The organism is Echinicola sediminis (assembly GCF_054777495.1).
Genome location: NZ_BAAHAP010000067.1, coordinates 1 through 16,731 on the forward strand (window position 1 = coordinate 1; position 16,731 = coordinate 16,731).

Below are 16,731 nucleotides of genomic sequence, written 5' to 3' on the forward strand. Positions count from 1 at the left end.
TTTTTTTAAGGCTGTTTTTGCCTTGTTGTAGCTTCTATACTTTAAGTTCTACGATAAAAAATGAAAGGATTCGAAGGATTTAGCTACACGGTTTGACTTAAAGCAAAATAAAAACCGATTGACTATCTGTCAATCGGTTGGCTAAAAAAAGTTATAATCATGGGTAATAACTTAGTCCTCGTAATAATATACGGCAGATGCGCCGGCTACATTTTGACTGAAGAATGGAGAGGGGTTGCCGTTGACAGAGAAGTAATCAAAAACCAATATTTTTCCCCCTCCATTGGCTCTTTCTGCCACGAATACCATTCCTGAACTTGCGCTGTAAGCAACATCAACAGGGTTTCCCAAAAAGGTATTGTTTCCTTCGATTCTGGCCTGCTGACTTAATGCAATGGTTCCTCCATTTGCAGTACTGGATAGGGTGCTGCTAAAATCAGGAATGATGGTTATGGCACCATCGCTATCTGAAGCGGCATCGCCGATATCTGTCAAAACCATCAGATCATCTTCCATGGAATAGGTAAGCCCATGTGTTCTGACCAGCCCTTCAATGGTCACCCGTTTGTCAGGAGAGATCATGCCATCGCCGTTGGCGAAAAAGTTGTTGAATACTGCTAGATCACTGTCCTTATCCACAATGGCGTAAAGGGTGTTTCCCTCTAAATGGATACCCCAAAGGGCAAAATCAACCCGATAGGTATTCATCAAGGTAAAGCCTGATGCAACTCTTTGATAGACATATAAACTGCTCTGGTTACCATTGCTCTCGGCAGGAGATTCCGCTACCACAACCCTGTCATTCATCACGGCGATCTCTCTGCCACTGGAAAAGCCTGCGGAAGTGTTGAGGTCAAGTGAAATGGAAATCCGCGGATTCATCATGGAGGCCATTACATTTCCATAGACATTTAGGGAATTATTAGAGCGCACCAATTGAACGATTTCATCATTTTCATGCTCATAGTAAATGCCATCTGCATCTGTTCCTGCGGAAGCAGTAGAGCTGGTAGCAATAGCGTCTGGGTCAGAAAAATCCATTACGGTAATCATCCCGCTGGTATTACTGGAGACAAACAGGGAAGCTTTGTTCTTGTTGGTCATTTCCATATCGTCATTGTTGCAGGATAAAAGGCCAAAGCCGATTAGTAGAGCAAAGACCGCTCGGAGAAGTGTTTTTGTCTGTGTTTTCATAGGACTGTTGTTAGTTGATTTATGAAAAGAATATACGAGGACCTATTTGCTATCGGATTGCTGTGTAACTGGTGTAAAGGCTTGATTGTAAGGTTTTAGGCTTGTATAAAAATGAAATTTGCTAAAACGGTGATGAAGGTGGTGAAAATGTGCATGAAACTAAGGAAGGCTTCAAGCCAATTCCAAGGGGCAGTTTAAAATAATAAGGAAGGTGTTTTTGAAAAAAATAAAGCCAGGAAAAAAATCCCTGGCTTTAGCTTATGTGTTTCGGTGGGTATTTACGCCGACTTCGAATTCATTTTTTCCTTTTTGGAATCTTTGTTCTGCTTTTTGTGCGGCCTGCTGGCGCCAAATGTACCACGGTTGATTTTTCCCTTTTTGGTTTTAATATCTCCTTTTCCCATGTTGATTTTTAAGTTTTTGGTTTTAGAAATTATTTTACCTTAACACTAAGTTAATATAGCCTAAAGACATGGCCAAACCAACAGGAAGAAGAAGCGGGACGAATTTTTATTTTATTGTGCTAATTAAAATCGCACCGTTCTGGGCCGCACTCCCGTAGAGGTCAGTGGCATTCCCTTCTTTCAGTACCGTAATGGATTTTATGTTTTCAGGACCATAGGCATTTTTTAGATGGGAGCCTTTGGTTATGACACCATCCACTATATACAAGGGCTCCTTTCCCTTGGCCAGTGCAGGCAATTCCAAAGTACTTTTTAGCGCGTCGCTTGCAGGTTGTTTACCTGACTTTTTGGGAAGCGCCACACCTTCTTTCAAGGTGATTTCCACTACACCGTTTTTGCCCTTTACCCCGTATTTTTCCGTTGCGCTTTTACGCTTCAGTACCTGAATGTTTTCAATGTCCTTAGGGCTAATCTGTCCCAGATCATGTTCCTCCCCATTGATGATAAACATTGGATCTGGTTTATCGCTTGCTATTGGAGCAACTTTTATGTTTGGATTGGTTTCGGATAAAGGCCGCTTCTTTTTGGCCTGACTTCCATAGGCTACGATGACCGTTTCGCCCAGCATATTGGGGGCTTCTGGGAAGTTGATTTTTCCTGGCGAGTCAGTGCCGGCTATTTTGAATCGGAAGGGGATTAGCATCTTTACCGCTACAGGTTCGCCGTCTTGCATACCGGGGTTCCAAGCCGGAGCTTCGTTGAGCACTCTCAAGGCTTCTTCGTCTACATTACCACCTATTCCCCTTAGGATACTTGCTTGGGTAATATGGCCTTTTTCATCCACTACAAAGCTCGCAAACACTGTCCCCTGAATTTGCTTTTCCCTAGCCGCTTGTGGGTAGATTAGGTTTTTGGACAAGTACCGGTTGAATTCAGAAATGCCTCCCTTGGGCTTGGGCATTTGTTCTACTATATCATATACCCCTTCGGGGTTGATAAAGGGGCTGATTGCTTGTTTTGAGGTTTTGTTTGCCGTGAAAAGTTCAGGTTCAATTTGGGTTACCGCATCGTTTTGGAACCTGACCGGGATGATCACCAAGCTGTTTACGGGCAGGTTATCTACCTTAGCCGGATTCCATTTGGGGAGGTTTTCAGCGGAAAGGGCTTTGAGGGCAATGTCATCCAGTCCGGCACCTAAGGACCTTAATATGGTAGGTTCCTTGAATTCTCCTTTCGAGGTAACCACCAGTTGGATATAGACCGTGCCATTAGTGCCCAGTTTTTTTGCATCCTCGGAAAGGCTGAGGTTTTGGTTGAGCGCCGCAAACCATGCTCCTTTTCCTCCTACAGGCAGGGGCATGACCTCGGGTGATGAGACTAAATCGGGCGTCTGGTACTTCTTGTCGAAATCAGAATGGCCTTTAAAGATTTCGATCATTTCCAGTACTTGTCTGTACTCGGATAAGTTGGAAATATTACCTATTTCGTACTGCAGGTTCCCTATTTGGGCCCTTAGGGTTCCGTTTTTCAGGGCACTGACGTACTCGGCATGTTTGGGGGATTCGATACGATAGACTTTGGTGTTTACATTGATAGAGTCCTGGGCCTGTTTGATCTGGGTTTCTATTTGGGAGAGGTTAATGGAATTTCTCTCTCCTAAAAACTGCGCTGGGTTAATGGTTTTTAAAGACACCAAGCCCAGTAGCATTACCGAAAGAGGTGGGACCAGCAATAGTTTAAACCAATTGATCTTTTTGGTCTTTTTCATCATCATAATTCTTTTTAAGGTAGAAGATCTAATAAAATGGTTGCCAATAGGAAGATCCATTCCCTTAAATGCTATTTTGACGATTAACTGTGAATAATTTTCTCTATTTAGTGTTTGACTGATTACATTGTCATCTGCCGAAAATTCGTGGGTATCTATAAGTGCGCTGCGCATCAAGTGAATGCCTGGGTTAAACCAGAACAGAATGCTGAGCGCCTGATAATAAAGCATATCCCATGAGTGCCCTTGTTTGATATGTTCCACTTCATGTTTGATGATCTGCTCCCGCTCATTGGGGGTTAAATTTTGGGTGTCGTCCCAAAACAATTTATCAAAGAAAGAAAACACAGGAGCAAGGCCAAAAGTTGGTATCAGGAAATAGTTGCCTTTCAGTCTGTAGACTGTCTGATACCAGCCTTTCTCCTTAAGAAACCTGAGTTGTAGGAACTGCCATAAAAGCCTACCCGTCAATAGCAGGGCGACCAATAAATATGCTATAAACAGGTAATCTTTCCATTCTAACAGGATGGGGAGTTTGGTGCTCGTCACTGTCACTTCGGGAAGCCCAAAGGTGCCGACGATATCGTCCTGATGCTGCTGCGCAGCCAATGCCTGTAGAAATGCCGTGTTTTCTAAAGAGATAGAGGGTTTGGAAAACCCAACGGGTATTTCAATTAAAGGAAAACATAAAGCCAACACCGGTGTGACTAAAAGAAATATTCTGGTGAAGTTAAATACTTTTTCCCCTCTCAGGAAGCACCAATAGATCCCGAAAAAAAATAACAGGCAGAAGGAACTCTGCCAAATATAGTTGACCAAATGTACCATTCGATTTACTTTACATCATTCTTTACTTCGTTCAATAATTTTTCAAACTCCTTAATGTCAATGTTTTCATCCTTGGCAAAGAACGAGGCCAGTTTGGAGAAGGAGCCTCCGAAATATCCTGACAATAGGTTTTTGATGGAAAAACTTCTGTATTGATCCTTGGAGACGATGGGGAAGTATTCGTGCGACTTACCATAGGCTTTATGTTTGACAAAGCCTTTTCTTTCCAGGATCCGAATGATTGTGGACACGGTATTGTAGGCCGGTTTGGGTTCGGACATTTTGACCAAGATATCTTTGACAAATCCTTTCTCGATATCCCACAAAATTTGCATGACTTGCTCTTCAGCTCTGGTTAACTCTCTCATCTTATTTATCTGGTTTTTTTGTTAACTTAAGCATTTAGTTTGTAAATAACAAGAGGGAATGATGATCTTCCTGTTGGCAGGATAAATTTAATGATAAAAAGATAGTTTTAAAACTATTTAAGTAGTTTAAATTAAATAATTAGTTTGTGTAGGTAATAAAAAAACCGCTTTCAAAAGCGGCTCTTTAAATGTTATGCTGTCCTCAGTTTGATGATTTTCGTAAAGTGCAACAGTTTGACAATAGGATAGGTAGGATCAAACTCATACCATTTCACCGCAAAGTTCGGTCTGTTCGGTAACTTATGGTGATTGTTCTGGAACAATTCTCCCAACATTAGCACATCCAATAGTAGGCTGTTTTTGGACTGGTCATTGTTGTCAAAGTTTGCATAGCCGTATTTATGTCCACTCCAATTCACGATGGCACCATGAACAGGTCCCATAAGGAAGTGGATGGGCAACAAGAAATACATCCACCAGTGGGTGCCTGAAAGTTCAAATACACTGATGCTCAATACGTAAATGGCAACATATATCAATCCCCATGCAACACGGACGGACATATTATCCGCCATTCGGTCAAATTTATTCCAGTCAGGTACATCCTTGGAGAACCTTTCTTCCGGCTTTAGGTGGAAGGAGAAATAGTCGTTATAAATATTTTTTGTTTTCCACATCATGGTAAACAGGTTCTCTGTATGATGGGGACTGTGAGGATCCTTAGGGGTGTCACTGTAGGCATGGTGCATTCTATGTAATATGGCGTATGCACGTGGGGAGAGGTAAGAACTTCCTTGGCAAATCCAAGTGAAGAAATAAAAGAACCTTTCCCAAAATTTGTTCATGACGAACATCTGGTGTGCGGCATATCTATGCAGAAAGAAACTTTGGCAAAACAAAGAGAAGTACCAATGCAGAAGGAAGAATACTATTAATATCACGTAATTTAGATTTAATTAAGATTACAAAGATAATTTCTTAGGGTAGAAAATGTAAGTGTGTTATTGATATTTTTTGAATAATATGATTTTTTTCATGTTTTTCGGTTATATTCCTGTCGCAATGCGCTTTTTTGACCGATTGACGGTTGATGTTGTTTAACCAAATTTTAAAATTCTAATGAGCAAGTCAGGTACTGGATTTGGAAATATACTTATTCAGTTGGTCGTGGCAGGTCTGGCCGTAATTATCACAAGTTATTTACTGCCGGGAGTCAAAGTGGAGAGTTTTTGGATAGCCATCGTGATAGCAGCAGTAATCAGTTTGCTGAATTTTACGATAAAGCCGATTCTGGTCATATTGACCATACCCATCACGGTCTTTACCTTGGGATTGTTCCTTTTGGTAATTAATGCGCTGATTATCATGCTAGCAGCCGGAATAGTGCCGGGATTTGAGGTGAACGGGTTTTGGTGGGCGCTGTTTTTTAGTTTGATATTGTCTATAATAAATGCCGTTTTTGGCGTTTCTTTGTTCGAAAATAACCGGTAGAAGGGCTGTGGATATAGAACAGTTCGTGAAGGCTGTTTTTTGGGAGTAATCATTTTTTTTTCTGTCAAATAATTGTAATTTGATTCAGAATAAAGGTGGTTACATATTGACTGTGACTGTTTCTTAATCTCTACCAAACCCCGCTTTGTTTATCGAATAGATAAGTCATTTAATACACCCTTTATATATAAATATGCAATACAAGAATGATGGGTTCAAACCCGAAACCATAGGCGCCCTGAAAGCAGAGTTGAAAGCTTCCGGTAAGTCATTTAAAACCATCCCTTCAGATGGGGACAGTGATGAATTTGCCAATTTCTATTTTATCGGCAAATATGAAGGAAAGGATGTGATCTATGATGCGGCCCTATATACCCTCAGGCTTCATCATTCCAGTGAAGTATATGAATTGGCCGAGCATAAAGCCGCCAAAAAATTCCCTAATTTTAAGGGGATTCACTATGAGGAGGACGAAAACGGCAATCTCAAGCCGCTGAACAGCGATGAAGAAGAGATCGGATGGTTTATGACGGAGATCATCATGGAAATCGAGGAGGAGGAGCATGTAAAAGTACAGGAATTTATAGATTTGGATACCAATCATGACTTTGGTATCGGTTTGGATGTGGCCCTGAACATTGACCATGTCGATGATAAGGTCATAGAGAAATTTATCAAGGAGTTCAATGATGATACCATAGTCCTGGACGACACCTTCTACGCTTTCCAGTCGGAAGATGAGGATGTGGAAGAATAAAGCACTGAAAACATAACTATTTTGCAGAACCGTTTGTTGGAAGAAAACAAACGGTTTTATTTTGCCAATGATGTTAAAAATTGCCTGGTCTGCCAAATACGCCCACCCACTTCCAGAAGGTCACAGGTTTCCCATGGAAAAGTATACACTGCTTCCGGAACAGTTGCTCTACGAAGGAACTATTACCAAGGATAATCTTTTTGAGCCAGGAGCCTTGGGGGAAAGGTGGATACTCAATACACATAAGCCCGGTTATTTTGAGAAACTTAAAGGGCTGACATTGTCAAAGTCCGAAGTCAGGAAAACCGGCTTTCCTTTGAGTTCATCTCTGGTGGAAAGAGAAATCCATATCATGCAGGGATCGGTACAGGCCTGTCTTTTTGCCCTGGAATATGGTGTTGGGATGAATATAGCGGGAGGGACGCACCATGCGTTTTCAGATAGAGGAGAGGGATTTTGCCTGTTGAATGATATCGCCATTTCGGCCAATTACCTTTTGGAAAACAACCTGGCCAAAAAGATTTTGGTGATAGACCTGGATGTTCATCAAGGAAACGGCACCGCCGAGATTTTCAAGGAGGTGGCAGAGGTTTTCACTTTCAGTATGCACGGTGCCTCCAATTATCCCATGCACAAAGAAAAATCCGACTTGGATGTTCCATTGCCCGATAAACTAGGGGATAGCGCTTATCTGAAAGTTCTTTCCGATCATTTGGAACCCTTGTTGGAAAAGGTAGCGCCGGACTTTATTATCTTTCAATCCGGTGTGGATGTGCTGGCAACAGACAAGTTGGGAAGGTTGGGGATGAGTATTACAGGTTGCAAAGAAAGAGACAATAGGGTATTACAAGCTGCTTTTAGGCATAAAATCCCCATCATGTGCTGTATGGGAGGAGGGTATTCGGAGAGAATCAGCCATATTGTTGAGGCTCACGCCAATACCTATCGCCTGGCGCAGGAAATCTTTTTTTGAGCATGAACAAACGATTAGGCCAGGGTTAAACTTTCTTTTATAAAAGCGCGATCAACATCAAATTCAATTTGTAGAATGAGAACTTTGTTTATATTTGCGACAAGTTGAATTAATAAACAATAGACGTGAGAAAAATCAGTAAAGCACTAGGAATTTTAGGAATTGCAGGAGCCTTGTTGGCTGGATGTAATGATAATGGGACCTCATCTCAAACCGCCGCTGAAGGAAGCTCCAGTAGTGAAAGCAGTAGCAGCAAAAGCGACTTGAAAATAGCATATATCAATACCGATAGTGTCATCAACAATTATCAGTATTTTAAAGATAAATCAGCTGAAATCTCTGAAAAGGGCAAAAGGTTTGAAAGTGAACTTTCCAATAGGGCCAAGGGCTTTGAAAGTGAAGTGAGCAATTTTCAGCAATCAGCTCAAAATATGACCCCGAATCAGTCCAGGGCCAAGCAGGAGGACCTGATGAAAAAAGAGCAAAACCTGATGACTTACCGGGATAACCTGATGAAGGAACTATCAGCCGACGAGGCGAATCTTTATAATGAAGTGTACGATAAGATTCAGGAATATTTGAAAAGCTATGCGGCTGAAAATGATCTGGAAATGATTCTTTCCTACACGCGAGGAGGAGGAGTATGGTATGCGAACGACGGGCTAGATGTAACCGTAGAGGTGACAGCTGGACTGAACGAAAAGTACAAACCTTCTTCTGAAGGGGCATCCTCAGAAGAAAAGGCAGCTGAGAAGAAATAAACTATTGGATACACCAATAAGATTTGGAAAAAGGCCCGGATTTCCGGGCTTTTTTTGTGTCAGATAATATGAGTATTTTTAAACCCGAAAAAGCGCATCGGGATCATCCCACTACTAATCATGGGGATAATTTCAATGCCTAATTTGGGATTAAACTATTTAAACACCGTGCTGGATGAAAATAACAGACTTTCTTAAACACAATTTTAGGCATTTTAACGCAGCCGCTCTTATCGATGCGGCCGAAGGCTACAAGGCCCATTTGGACAATAACGGCAAAATGATGGTGACCCTGGCGGGAGCCATGTCCACTGCAGAGCTGGGGATCTCTCTGGCAGAAATGATCAGACAGGACAAAGTCCAAATCATTACCTGTACCGGAGCCAACCTCGAAGAGGATGTTTTTAACCTGGTGGCCCATGATTATTACGAAAGAGTTCCACATTATCGGCAGCTTTCTCCAGAAGAGGAACAGGATTTGCTAGAGAGACATATGAACAGGGTAACTGATACCTGTATTCCAGAAATGGAAGCCATGAGGAGGATAGAAGATGTGATTCTTGAGGAGTGGGAAAGGGCTGATAAAGCCGGCGAAAGCTACTTTCCACATGAGTTTTTCTATAAAATCCTGCTTTCCGGCAAACTGGAGAAGCACTATCAGATAGACCCTAAAAACAGTTGGCTGCTTGAGGCGGCCAAGAAAAATCTTCCTATCATCGTACCGGGATGGGAAGATTCAACCTTAGGCAACATGTACGCGGGGCATTGTATCACAGGAGATGTGAAAAATGTCCACACTGTAAAGAGTGGTATTCAGTACATGATGTATTTGGCTGATTGGTATACAGAGAATGCAATCCCAGAAAGTACTGTTGGGTTTTTCCAAATAGGAGGGGGGATAGCAGGGGACTTCCCAATCTGTGTGGTACCGATGCTACATCAGGATCTTCAGCGTGACGGGGTGCCTTTGTGGGGATATTTTTGTCAGATATCCGACTCCACCACCTCTTATGGCTCCTATTCCGGAGCAGTACCAAACGAGAAGATTACCTGGGGCAAGCTTGGAATCGACACGCCTAAATACATCATCGAATCTGATGCGACCATTGTTGCGCCATTAGTATTCGCGATTGTATTAGATCAGTGACAATGAAGTTAACAGAACAACTAAAATCAACTATTCTAAAAGCAAGCGCGGTGAAAGCGCTTGCTTTTTGTGCTTTATCACCAGCGCTCGGACAGGGTATGTATGCGTTGAAACAAGTAAATACCCCTTACGACGAACAGCAGCCCGTTATTTCCTCCAAAGAGGAACTCTTTTTGAGTGTGGCTTTCCACCCAGGAAATACTGGTGGAAGCAAGGATTTCGGGGATGTGTGGTACAGTAAGAAAAATGAATTCAACCAGTGGCAAGAGGCAAAGCCAGTTGCTAGCCTTAGTACCACTGGATACGATTTGTTGATCGGGTTTCCAGATGATAATACGGCCTTGGTCTACCATGACGGGAAAAAAAAAACGCATGGAATCCATCAATACAGAAGGACCGGGGAGACGGACTGGCAATACGAGCATCAGTTGGATTTTGGAAGTTTTAAAAACAATGGGAAAAGTTTTAGTGCCCGGCTCCATCCTTCTGGGGAAATTCTGGTGATGTCCATGAACTCTTACGGCTCCTACGGAAACGAGGACATTTATGTAAGTTTTAGGCAGTCCGGAAGAAGATGGTCCGTACCCAAAAATATAGGGCCGGTGGTCAATTCCTTTGAACAGGAAATGACGCCCTTTCTTTCTATTGACAAACAGGTATTGTACTTTTCTGCCAATGGGCATGGTACTGGTGAAGGAAGGGATATTTTTTATTCCCAAAGACTAGATGATAGCTGGGAAAGATGGACGGCTCCTAAAAGGTTAAATGATGATGTTAATTCCAGAGGGGTAGAACTGTCCTATTTTATTGATCCTAATAGTCCTTACACGGCTTTTGTCACCACCACCCAGGACAGTGAGGGATATGGGGATATCTTAATGAGAAGGAAAGAGGAAATAGTGCTGGAAGAACCGCCTATATCCAGTGAAAACCGTTTTTTGGCTTCATCTCTTCCTGTAAGAGCATCTGAACCCACAAAGGTGAGCACCGTGTCCAGGGGCATTCAGTCCGAAAGCGTCAACGAAACCACCCAAGAGAAAGTGACGGCTACCCAAGTGGTGGAAGAAGAGTTGGTAGAAGCAGCCCCCGTTTCCGGTGAAGCGTTGCAGGAAGAAAGCAAGGCTGAAATTCCGGCCGAGGAGGTAGAAGCCACGGAACCGGAAAGGTCAGAGCCTAAGGAAATCAAAAAGGAAATGGTGGAGGCAGAGGTGCCGGAAAAGACTGAGGCTGCGATCTTAGAAAATGAATCTATATCCGTCAATGTATTGGATATCCATTCAAAAGCAGAGATCCCCTATAAAGTCAGTTTCCAAAATTCCGAGGGGACAGGACTGGGCACTGAGACAGGGTTAAGCGGTCAAAATAAGCTAAATTTAAGGGAAGGCACTGTTAAAGTGGTGGTTTCCTCCACGAACTACCTGCCAGAGACGCTGACGGTTTCAGCATTCAGAGCAAACAACAGTCTTGTGTTACTGACCCCGGCAAAATCCGGTACCAGTTTGATTTTGAACGAGATCCTGTTTGCAAAAGGGACTGCCCAGTTGGCTGATGAAAATTCATTGAATTATATTCATCAGCTGGTCGGTTTCTTAAAGGATCATCCAGCACTGAAAATTCGCCTAGAAGGCCATACCGATAATATAGGGAATGCCAAATTGAACAAGCAGTTGTCCATGGAAAGGGCGAAAACCATCAGGGATTATATGGTCAAACAAGGGGTTGATTTTGAACGGATCCGTTTAAGAGGGCTTGGAGGAGATAAGCCCATCACCAGCAATGACACCCAAGAGGGAAGAGAACAAAATAGAAGAGTGGAAATGGTAATTATTGATTAAACTTGTTTCACTAGGATAAAAAAGAAGGCTGTCACTTTACAGGGACAGCCTTCTTTGGTTTTAATTAGGGATTATTTTACTGATTTTCCATAAGAGACTTGAGGTTGTCTAATCCTACCTGTAATTGTTCTCCAAGCATTTCTTCCATTCCCATTAATTCAAGCACCAAGTTCATGGGGTAATCGGATTTGCCCTTGAATCCCCACACCACTTTGGTCTGATTTGCAGAAAGGGCTTCTGTGGTCATGTAGGCCTGGTCTGTTGCTTCAAAGGGCTCGTAGAAACGAAGTTCGTAGTCAATCCGTTGGTTTTCTTCTACGGCAATTATTTCCTGCTCTCCTCTACCTACATCCGAATGGGTGCTGTTCCAGGTGGCGATGGCGCCGACTTGCCCATCAGTGCCAGAATAGGTTTTCTTGGTGTTAGGGTCCATCTGCATCCAAACAGAGAATTTGTTTTGGTTTTTGAGTAGTTTGACAAAGTCAAAGACCTCATCCACAGGTTTGTTGATTACAACCTCTTTTTCCGTGGAATATTCTTTATCAATGAATAAGGCAGCAACCAATGCTATGGCAATGAGTCCGATTATCGCAAATAAAATACCTCTAAGAATTTTCATGGGTGTAAGTTTTGGTTTTTGGCATTAAAATGTTCGGGTGAAAGAATTTATGTTGGCAATTAAGATAAAAATAGAGGAATATTTGAAATTTGTCAAAAAAGTGGAAGAGGATTTTGGAAAGGTCCCCTTGATAACTTAATTGATCAAGGGGACTAAAAAGCGAGGAGGGAATCAGTCCAGTAAGGTATCGTTAAAGAGCTTTAAGATTCGTTTGTATTCATCTGTCCAGCTACTTGGCTCCACAAAACCATGGTCTTCTACCGGGTAAACTGCCATCTCCCAATTGTCTTTACCCAATTCTATCAGTCTCTGGGAAAGTCGAACCACATCTTGAAAATGTACATTGACATCTACCATACCATGGGCTATCAGGAGGTTTCCCTTAAAGCCTTCCGCAAAATAAATAGGCGAAGATCTTTTGTAGGCCAAAGGGTCATTGACAGGCTCATTGAGAATATTGGAAGTGTAGCCATGGTTATAATGTGCCCAATCGGTCACCGATCGTAAGGCCGCACCGGATTTGAAAAGATCTCCTTCTTTGAAGAGGGCCATTAAAGTGATAAAGCCTCCATAACTTCCACCATAGATGCCTATTTTGTCAGGGTTAATGTCATGGCTATCGATAAGGTACTTGGCACCATCTACCTGGTCGGAGAGGTCTTTCCCCCCCATATGACGGTAAATGCCCGTTCGCCAGTCACGGCCATAACCAGCACTTCCGCGGTAATCAATGTCCAATACCGTATATCCCAGATCTGACAGCAGGTTGTGGAACATATATTCTCGGAAATAGCTCGACCACCATTTATGGGCATTTTGTAGATACCCCGCTCCATGGACGAAAATTACTGCAGCTCCATTGGGTTTTTTGGGTTCATAAAGACGGGCATAAACTTTTTCACCATCTTCCGCTTTGAATTGTACAATTTCAGGCGCTTTCCATGGATATGCTTTAAAATCATTGCTTTGCCCTCCTGTTAATTTGGTAGGTGTACTTTCAGGGCTGTTTTCTTTGAGGTAAAGCTCCCAAGGTGCATTGCTGGAGGAATGGAGGATGGCCAAGTGCTTCTCATCAGGAGACAAGGCCACTTTATTATTTCCACTCATTTGGGTGAGCTTGGTCATTTTACCTCCCATTAGTGGCATTTTGTAGAAATGCCTTTCCCCAGGGTGGGTTTCAGAGGAGGTGAGGTACCAGGACTTTTTGTCCAAAGAAAGCTGAGGTTCAAAAACCTCGAATTTACCCTGTGTCAAGGCTTTTTTTGTCCCCGATGTAATGTCATAGAGGTACAGGTGGGAATAACCGCTTTCCTCTGATTGGAAATAAATGTGTCTGTTATCAGGTAGCCAGCCCATAGTACCGCCTCCCGAACTGTAACCTATTCCCGGACCGGCGATCCACGCCTCATCTCTCTGACGGTCTAGGCTTTTAAGCTTTCCGGTTTCCACATCCAAAAGGGCTATCCATCTGTCTTTGTTGTCTGTTGAACGGACATTGATGATGGCTTGTCCATCATCAGAAAAGTAAGGACCGGAAGGAATCACTTCTCTTTCTTCTTTTTTCCAGTCTTTATCTGGATAGTCTTTGGTGTAATCTGGAAGGTCTTTGATGCCCGGTAGTTCTGAGGTGCTGATAACATAAGCGGTGTCCTTCTGAAGGTGATATATTACCATCTCCACTTTGCTGGGGGAAGTGCCCACTTTCGGTCTGGTGTTCAGTTCAGTAGTGTATCCAGATAGGTGGGTATAGTCAGGTACAAAGGTCCTTTTTTGTTCCTTACTCGGAGTATATAAATTGAAGGTTACGTAATTTCCATTGGGTGAGATATTGATATTATGGATGTTTTTCTTCCCTGTATAAAAGATATAGGCTTCCTCTTCGGAAGTGGCTTCTCTGTACGACTTGGAAAGTTCCTTTGTTTTTTCTCTATCCCTTACCACTTGAAGAAGCTCTTTATTTTCTTTTTGGAGCCATTGGTCCTTTTCTGAGGCCTGGTTTGATTTACTTCCGGGCTGCTCTCCAGTCTGAATATTGGTTAGTTTCTTGATCAGGCCCTTTTCCAAATGGTAAGAGTAAATATTATGGGCCATTTCAAAGGCAATGACTTGCTCCTCGTTTAAAAATGTCGGATTGCTGATACGCTCATTTAGTTCGAGTAATTCAGTGACTTTGTTTGCCTGCTGATCATAGAGGCAAAGGGTGCCATTGCGGGTGAAAACTTTTAGGGACCGGTCTTTATTGTAGTTTCCCGAACTGGGAGCCATGGAGCGCTTTTCAGCTGGACTTACCTTGACAATAGAGGAGCTTTCAGAAAGCGAAATTTTGTAAAGGGAGTCCTTGGGATTGCTTTCTGGGTTATAATCAAAGTACAGGGTTTCGCCTTGTTCGTCCCAATGTACATTGGAGGGAAAGTGCCCCATCCATTTGGGATCCCTCATTATTTTTTCAACGGTCAGTAAACTGCTTTGGGCATATGTCAGTCCTGACCAAAACAAAAGAATTAATAAGAGTGTTTTTTTCATATTCGAAAATTTTTTGTGAATATGAAAAAGTGTTCTTACTAAAACAAATCAAAAAATTTAAGTGGTAGGCAGAATATAAAAGGTGAGTTATAGATGTTCCAAAAAATGTTTTAATTCCACCTCAAGGAGGTCGACATCTTTTTTTAAATCGTCCTTTAATTCCGGATAGGTATTTATCACGTCTAATTCAATGGTTTGGAGTATTTTTTTTGTGTGCGAAGAGCCAACGTATCCCATGGCGGATTTGGCCTTATGACATTTGATTTTTACTTCCTCATACTCTTCCGCTTCATACAAGGCATCAAGTTGTTTAAGCTCATTGAGATTGACGTTCAGTACAATTTCCAAAATAGGTTTTATAAAATCAGGATCTTCTCCTAAAAATTGAAAAACGGCATCTTTGTTAATGAGTTGATACATGGCAATAATGAAACAGTAATTGGTTGATGTATGTTTAATAGCTAGCACAAAAATAGAAACAATACCTGATTGTTTGATGGTTTTACAGCGGCCATTTTCATAAACGCGAAGTTTGCCTTATTTTTGATTCCTCGCCACACTCCTAAAATAGAAGAAAAGGATTTCAATATGAAAACAAAGAAAAAAATATTTCTAATTGTCAGTATTATTTTTTTAATCATCATACTGTTGATTGGAATGGATATTTCTTCTAGGACAACTTTTCCCGGCTCGAAGGGAAACCTCAAAGAGCGTATAATGGAGGGCGAAGCTCAGCCAAAAACCGATAACCGAAACGGTCATTAAGTACAAATTTTCAAGAAAGTGCATCATTTAAAAGTCAATAACCTCGTTCAGGTTCTTCAGGATCAGGAGGTGGAACTGGAAACTACCTTTCATATAGAAATCAAGGAGCATCTTCTTGACGATAAGGCAAAACTACTGTTCAATGACCTCTATAGACAGATGGGAGGGATGGGGAAGTTTGCCTATCTGGAAAAGCTTAAATTTGATTTTCGTATAGACAGGTTTGTTTTTCTGTACGATGATGCGGTACATTTTAACCGATATCGGCTGAACACGCTGAAATCTGATATTTATGAGGTATTTACCTTTAGCTGGGTGGATAGCTACAAAAGGTTGTGCAGGACTTTTGAAAGAGAATGCCTTAAAAGTGGGATGCAGGAAAGAGTCTGGTTTGGCCCACCGATTGCCGAGCGTTGCTTTGGAAAAGCAGAAGAGGCAGGAGATCTCAGTGGAAACGGAGCTTCAGGATGGAAACTAAATGCCTATAATGATGCGCAATACGATCTTTTGAGCCGATTGCACGGCTATAAAATAATCCGCTTGCCCATGTATGAAAATATCATGGTCAGCGGAAGTCTTAAAAAACTCGATCAGTTGCTGATTAATCCAAAGGAAAATGATCAAAAGGCTCTTGTCTCTTGGCTAAAGCGAAAAATGGTTTGATCCTAGGGGGATAACTTGGGCAGTTTAGCTTCTATTTTCTTTACAATCAGCTCAAAATCCTTGGGGTTGGCAACAAAGTCCAATTGATTGACATTGATGGTGATGACTTTCCCCATCTGATAACCCGATATCCAATCTTCGTACCGGTTGTTTAAATTTTTGAGGTATTGGATATTGATCAGGGATTCATAGCTCCTGGCACGTTTTTCTATTTGATTGACCAGTTTGGGAATGTCCGCCTGAAGGTAAACCAATAAATCAGGGGCCTTGATAAAATCCATCATCGATTGAAAAAGCTGTTGGTAATTGAAATAGTCCCTGTCGGACATCAAGCCGGATTGGTGGAGGTTGGCAGCGAAAATTTGTCCGTCTTCATAAATGGTCCTGTCTTGAATGGTGGGGCGTTTTTGCTCCATGATTTGCTGGATTTGCTTAAACCTGCTGCCGAGAAAATACACTTGTAAGTGAAAGGACCATTTTTCCATGTCACTATAAAAGTCCTTTAGATAGGGGTTTTCTTCCACATCTTCCAGTAGCGTGTACCACCCAAAATGCTTTCCAAGCATCTGCGCAAGAGTTGATTTTCCGCTACCGATATTTCCTGTTATGGCGATATGCATTTGCTGTCAGTTCAG

Annotated in this window: 16 protein-coding genes; 7 read left to right on the forward strand and 9 right to left on the reverse strand. The window is 42.1% G+C overall.

Features of this window, described 5'->3' with window-relative positions; translation table 11 throughout:
• Nucleotides 1-171: 171 nt before the first annotated feature.
• The 5 genes from ACYVAA_RS15935 to ACYVAA_RS15955 form a co-directional block, all read right to left on the reverse strand.
• Nucleotides 172-1,194: a hypothetical protein gene (locus ACYVAA_RS15935; protein WP_460543521.1), complete on the reverse strand. Its 1,023-nt coding sequence runs from the start codon at nucleotides 1,192-1,194 to the stop codon at nucleotides 172-174.
• Between the two features lie 278 nt (nucleotides 1,195-1,472).
• The gene (locus tag ACYVAA_RS15940) at nucleotides 1,473-1,598 is read right to left on the reverse strand and encodes a 30S ribosomal protein THX (protein ID WP_460543523.1); all 126 of its coding nucleotides are present in this window, start codon (nucleotides 1,596-1,598) and stop codon (nucleotides 1,473-1,475) included.
• Nucleotides 1,599-1,704: 106 nt separating this feature from the next.
• Entirely contained in the window at nucleotides 1,705-4,065 is a 2,361-nt protein-coding gene (locus ACYVAA_RS15945) for a TonB family protein (protein ID WP_460543580.1), read from the reverse strand.
• Between the two features lie 134 nt (nucleotides 4,066-4,199).
• A complete protein-coding gene (locus ACYVAA_RS15950; RefSeq protein ID WP_460543526.1) occupies nucleotides 4,200-4,562 on the reverse strand; it encodes a BlaI/MecI/CopY family transcriptional regulator in 363 nt (120 codons plus the stop codon).
• 191 nt (nucleotides 4,563-4,753) lie between these two features.
• Nucleotides 4,754-5,503 (reverse strand): acyl-CoA desaturase, encoded by a 750-nt coding sequence (locus tag ACYVAA_RS15955; protein WP_460543528.1) that lies wholly within the window; start codon nucleotides 5,501-5,503, stop codon nucleotides 4,754-4,756.
• A gap of 178 nt (nucleotides 5,504-5,681) precedes the next feature.
• Between ACYVAA_RS15955 and ACYVAA_RS15960 the strand changes: the two genes are divergently transcribed.
• The 6 genes from ACYVAA_RS15960 (at nucleotide 5,682) to ACYVAA_RS15985 (ending at nucleotide 11,526) form a co-directional block, all read left to right on the forward strand.
• Nucleotides 5,682-6,053, forward strand: coding sequence for a phage holin family protein (locus tag ACYVAA_RS15960; protein WP_460543530.1), 372 nt, complete (start codon nucleotides 5,682-5,684; stop codon nucleotides 6,051-6,053).
• Nucleotides 6,054-6,246: 193 nt separating this feature from the next.
• Nucleotides 6,247-6,810 (forward strand): hypothetical protein, encoded by a 564-nt coding sequence (locus ACYVAA_RS15965; protein WP_460543532.1) that lies wholly within the window; start codon nucleotides 6,247-6,249, stop codon nucleotides 6,808-6,810.
• Nucleotides 6,811-6,880: 70 nt separating this feature from the next.
• A complete protein-coding gene (locus tag ACYVAA_RS15970) occupies nucleotides 6,881-7,783 on the forward strand; it encodes a histone deacetylase family protein (protein ID WP_460543582.1) in 903 nt (300 codons plus the stop codon).
• A 125-nt stretch (nucleotides 7,784-7,908) separates the two neighbouring features.
• Nucleotides 7,909-8,544 (forward strand): OmpH/Skp family outer membrane protein, encoded by a 636-nt coding sequence (locus ACYVAA_RS15975; RefSeq protein WP_460543534.1) that lies wholly within the window; start codon nucleotides 7,909-7,911, stop codon nucleotides 8,542-8,544.
• A 175-nt stretch (nucleotides 8,545-8,719) separates the two neighbouring features.
• The gene (locus ACYVAA_RS15980; protein WP_460543536.1) at nucleotides 8,720-9,691 is read left to right on the forward strand and encodes a deoxyhypusine synthase family protein; all 972 of its coding nucleotides are present in this window, start codon (nucleotides 8,720-8,722) and stop codon (nucleotides 9,689-9,691) included.
• Between the two features lie 2 nt (nucleotides 9,692-9,693).
• Nucleotides 9,694-11,526, forward strand: a complete 1,833-nt coding sequence (locus ACYVAA_RS15985; protein ID WP_460543538.1) for an OmpA family protein — start codon at nucleotides 9,694-9,696, stop codon at nucleotides 11,524-11,526.
• A 76-nt stretch (nucleotides 11,527-11,602) separates the two neighbouring features.
• On the opposite strand, the gene ACYVAA_RS15990 is transcribed toward ACYVAA_RS15985, so the two are convergent.
• The 3 genes from ACYVAA_RS15990 to ACYVAA_RS16000 form a co-directional block, all read right to left on the reverse strand.
• Nucleotides 11,603-12,145 carry an SRPBCC family protein gene (locus ACYVAA_RS15990; protein WP_460543540.1) on the reverse strand — a complete coding sequence of 181 codons (543 nt, stop codon included), beginning with the start codon at nucleotides 12,143-12,145 and terminating at the stop codon, nucleotides 11,603-11,605.
• Between the two features lie 171 nt (nucleotides 12,146-12,316).
• Nucleotides 12,317-14,668, reverse strand: coding sequence for a S9 family peptidase (locus ACYVAA_RS15995; RefSeq protein WP_460543542.1), 2,352 nt, complete (start codon nucleotides 14,666-14,668; stop codon nucleotides 12,317-12,319).
• An 87-nt stretch (nucleotides 14,669-14,755) separates the two neighbouring features.
• Nucleotides 14,756-15,088, reverse strand: coding sequence for an Hpt domain-containing protein (locus ACYVAA_RS16000; RefSeq protein ID WP_460543544.1), 333 nt, complete (start codon nucleotides 15,086-15,088; stop codon nucleotides 14,756-14,758).
• Nucleotides 15,089-15,451: 363 nt separating this feature from the next.
• Between ACYVAA_RS16000 and ACYVAA_RS16005 the strand changes: the two genes are divergently transcribed.
• Nucleotides 15,452-16,096 carry a DUF7255 family protein gene (locus tag ACYVAA_RS16005; RefSeq protein ID WP_460543546.1) on the forward strand — a complete coding sequence of 215 codons (645 nt, stop codon included), beginning with the start codon at nucleotides 15,452-15,454 and terminating at the stop codon, nucleotides 16,094-16,096.
• Between the two features lie 2 nt (nucleotides 16,097-16,098).
• On the opposite strand, the gene ACYVAA_RS16010 is transcribed toward ACYVAA_RS16005, so the two are convergent.
• Nucleotides 16,099-16,716, reverse strand: a complete 618-nt coding sequence (locus ACYVAA_RS16010; protein WP_460543548.1) for a deoxynucleoside kinase — start codon at nucleotides 16,714-16,716, stop codon at nucleotides 16,099-16,101.
• Nucleotides 16,717-16,731: the final 15 nt, after the last annotated feature.

What these genes read in the sequence shown, in the direction of transcription:
- ACYVAA_RS15935 (WP_460543521.1), bottom strand. Translation starts at nt 1,194, where the DNA reads ATGAAAACACAGACAAAAACACTTCTCCGAGCGGTCTTTGCTCTACTA.
- ACYVAA_RS15940 (WP_460543523.1), bottom strand. Translation starts at nt 1,598, where the DNA reads ATGGGAAAAGGAGATATTAAAACCAAAAAGGGAAAAATCAACCGTGGT.
- ACYVAA_RS15950 (WP_460543526.1), bottom strand. Translation starts at nt 4,562, where the DNA reads ATGAGAGAGTTAACCAGAGCTGAAGAGCAAGTCATGCAAATTTTGTGG.
- ACYVAA_RS15960 (WP_460543530.1), top strand. Translation starts at nt 5,682, where the DNA reads ATGAGCAAGTCAGGTACTGGATTTGGAAATATACTTATTCAGTTGGTC.
- ACYVAA_RS15965 (WP_460543532.1), top strand. Translation starts at nt 6,247, where the DNA reads ATGCAATACAAGAATGATGGGTTCAAACCCGAAACCATAGGCGCCCTG.
- ACYVAA_RS15970 (WP_460543582.1), top strand. Translation starts at nt 6,881, where the DNA reads ATGTTAAAAATTGCCTGGTCTGCCAAATACGCCCACCCACTTCCAGAA.
- ACYVAA_RS15980 (WP_460543536.1), top strand. Translation starts at nt 8,720, where the DNA reads ATGAAAATAACAGACTTTCTTAAACACAATTTTAGGCATTTTAACGCA.
- ACYVAA_RS15985 (WP_460543538.1), top strand. Translation starts at nt 9,694, where the DNA reads ATGAAGTTAACAGAACAACTAAAATCAACTATTCTAAAAGCAAGCGCG.
- ACYVAA_RS15990 (WP_460543540.1), bottom strand. Translation starts at nt 12,145, where the DNA reads ATGAAAATTCTTAGAGGTATTTTATTTGCGATAATCGGACTCATTGCC.
- ACYVAA_RS15995 (WP_460543542.1), bottom strand. Translation starts at nt 14,668, where the DNA reads ATGAAAAAAACACTCTTATTAATTCTTTTGTTTTGGTCAGGACTGACA.
- ACYVAA_RS16000 (WP_460543544.1), bottom strand. Translation starts at nt 15,088, where the DNA reads ATGTATCAACTCATTAACAAAGATGCCGTTTTTCAATTTTTAGGAGAA.
- ACYVAA_RS16010 (WP_460543548.1), bottom strand. Translation starts at nt 16,716, where the DNA reads ATGCATATCGCCATAACAGGAAATATCGGTAGCGGAAAATCAACTCTT.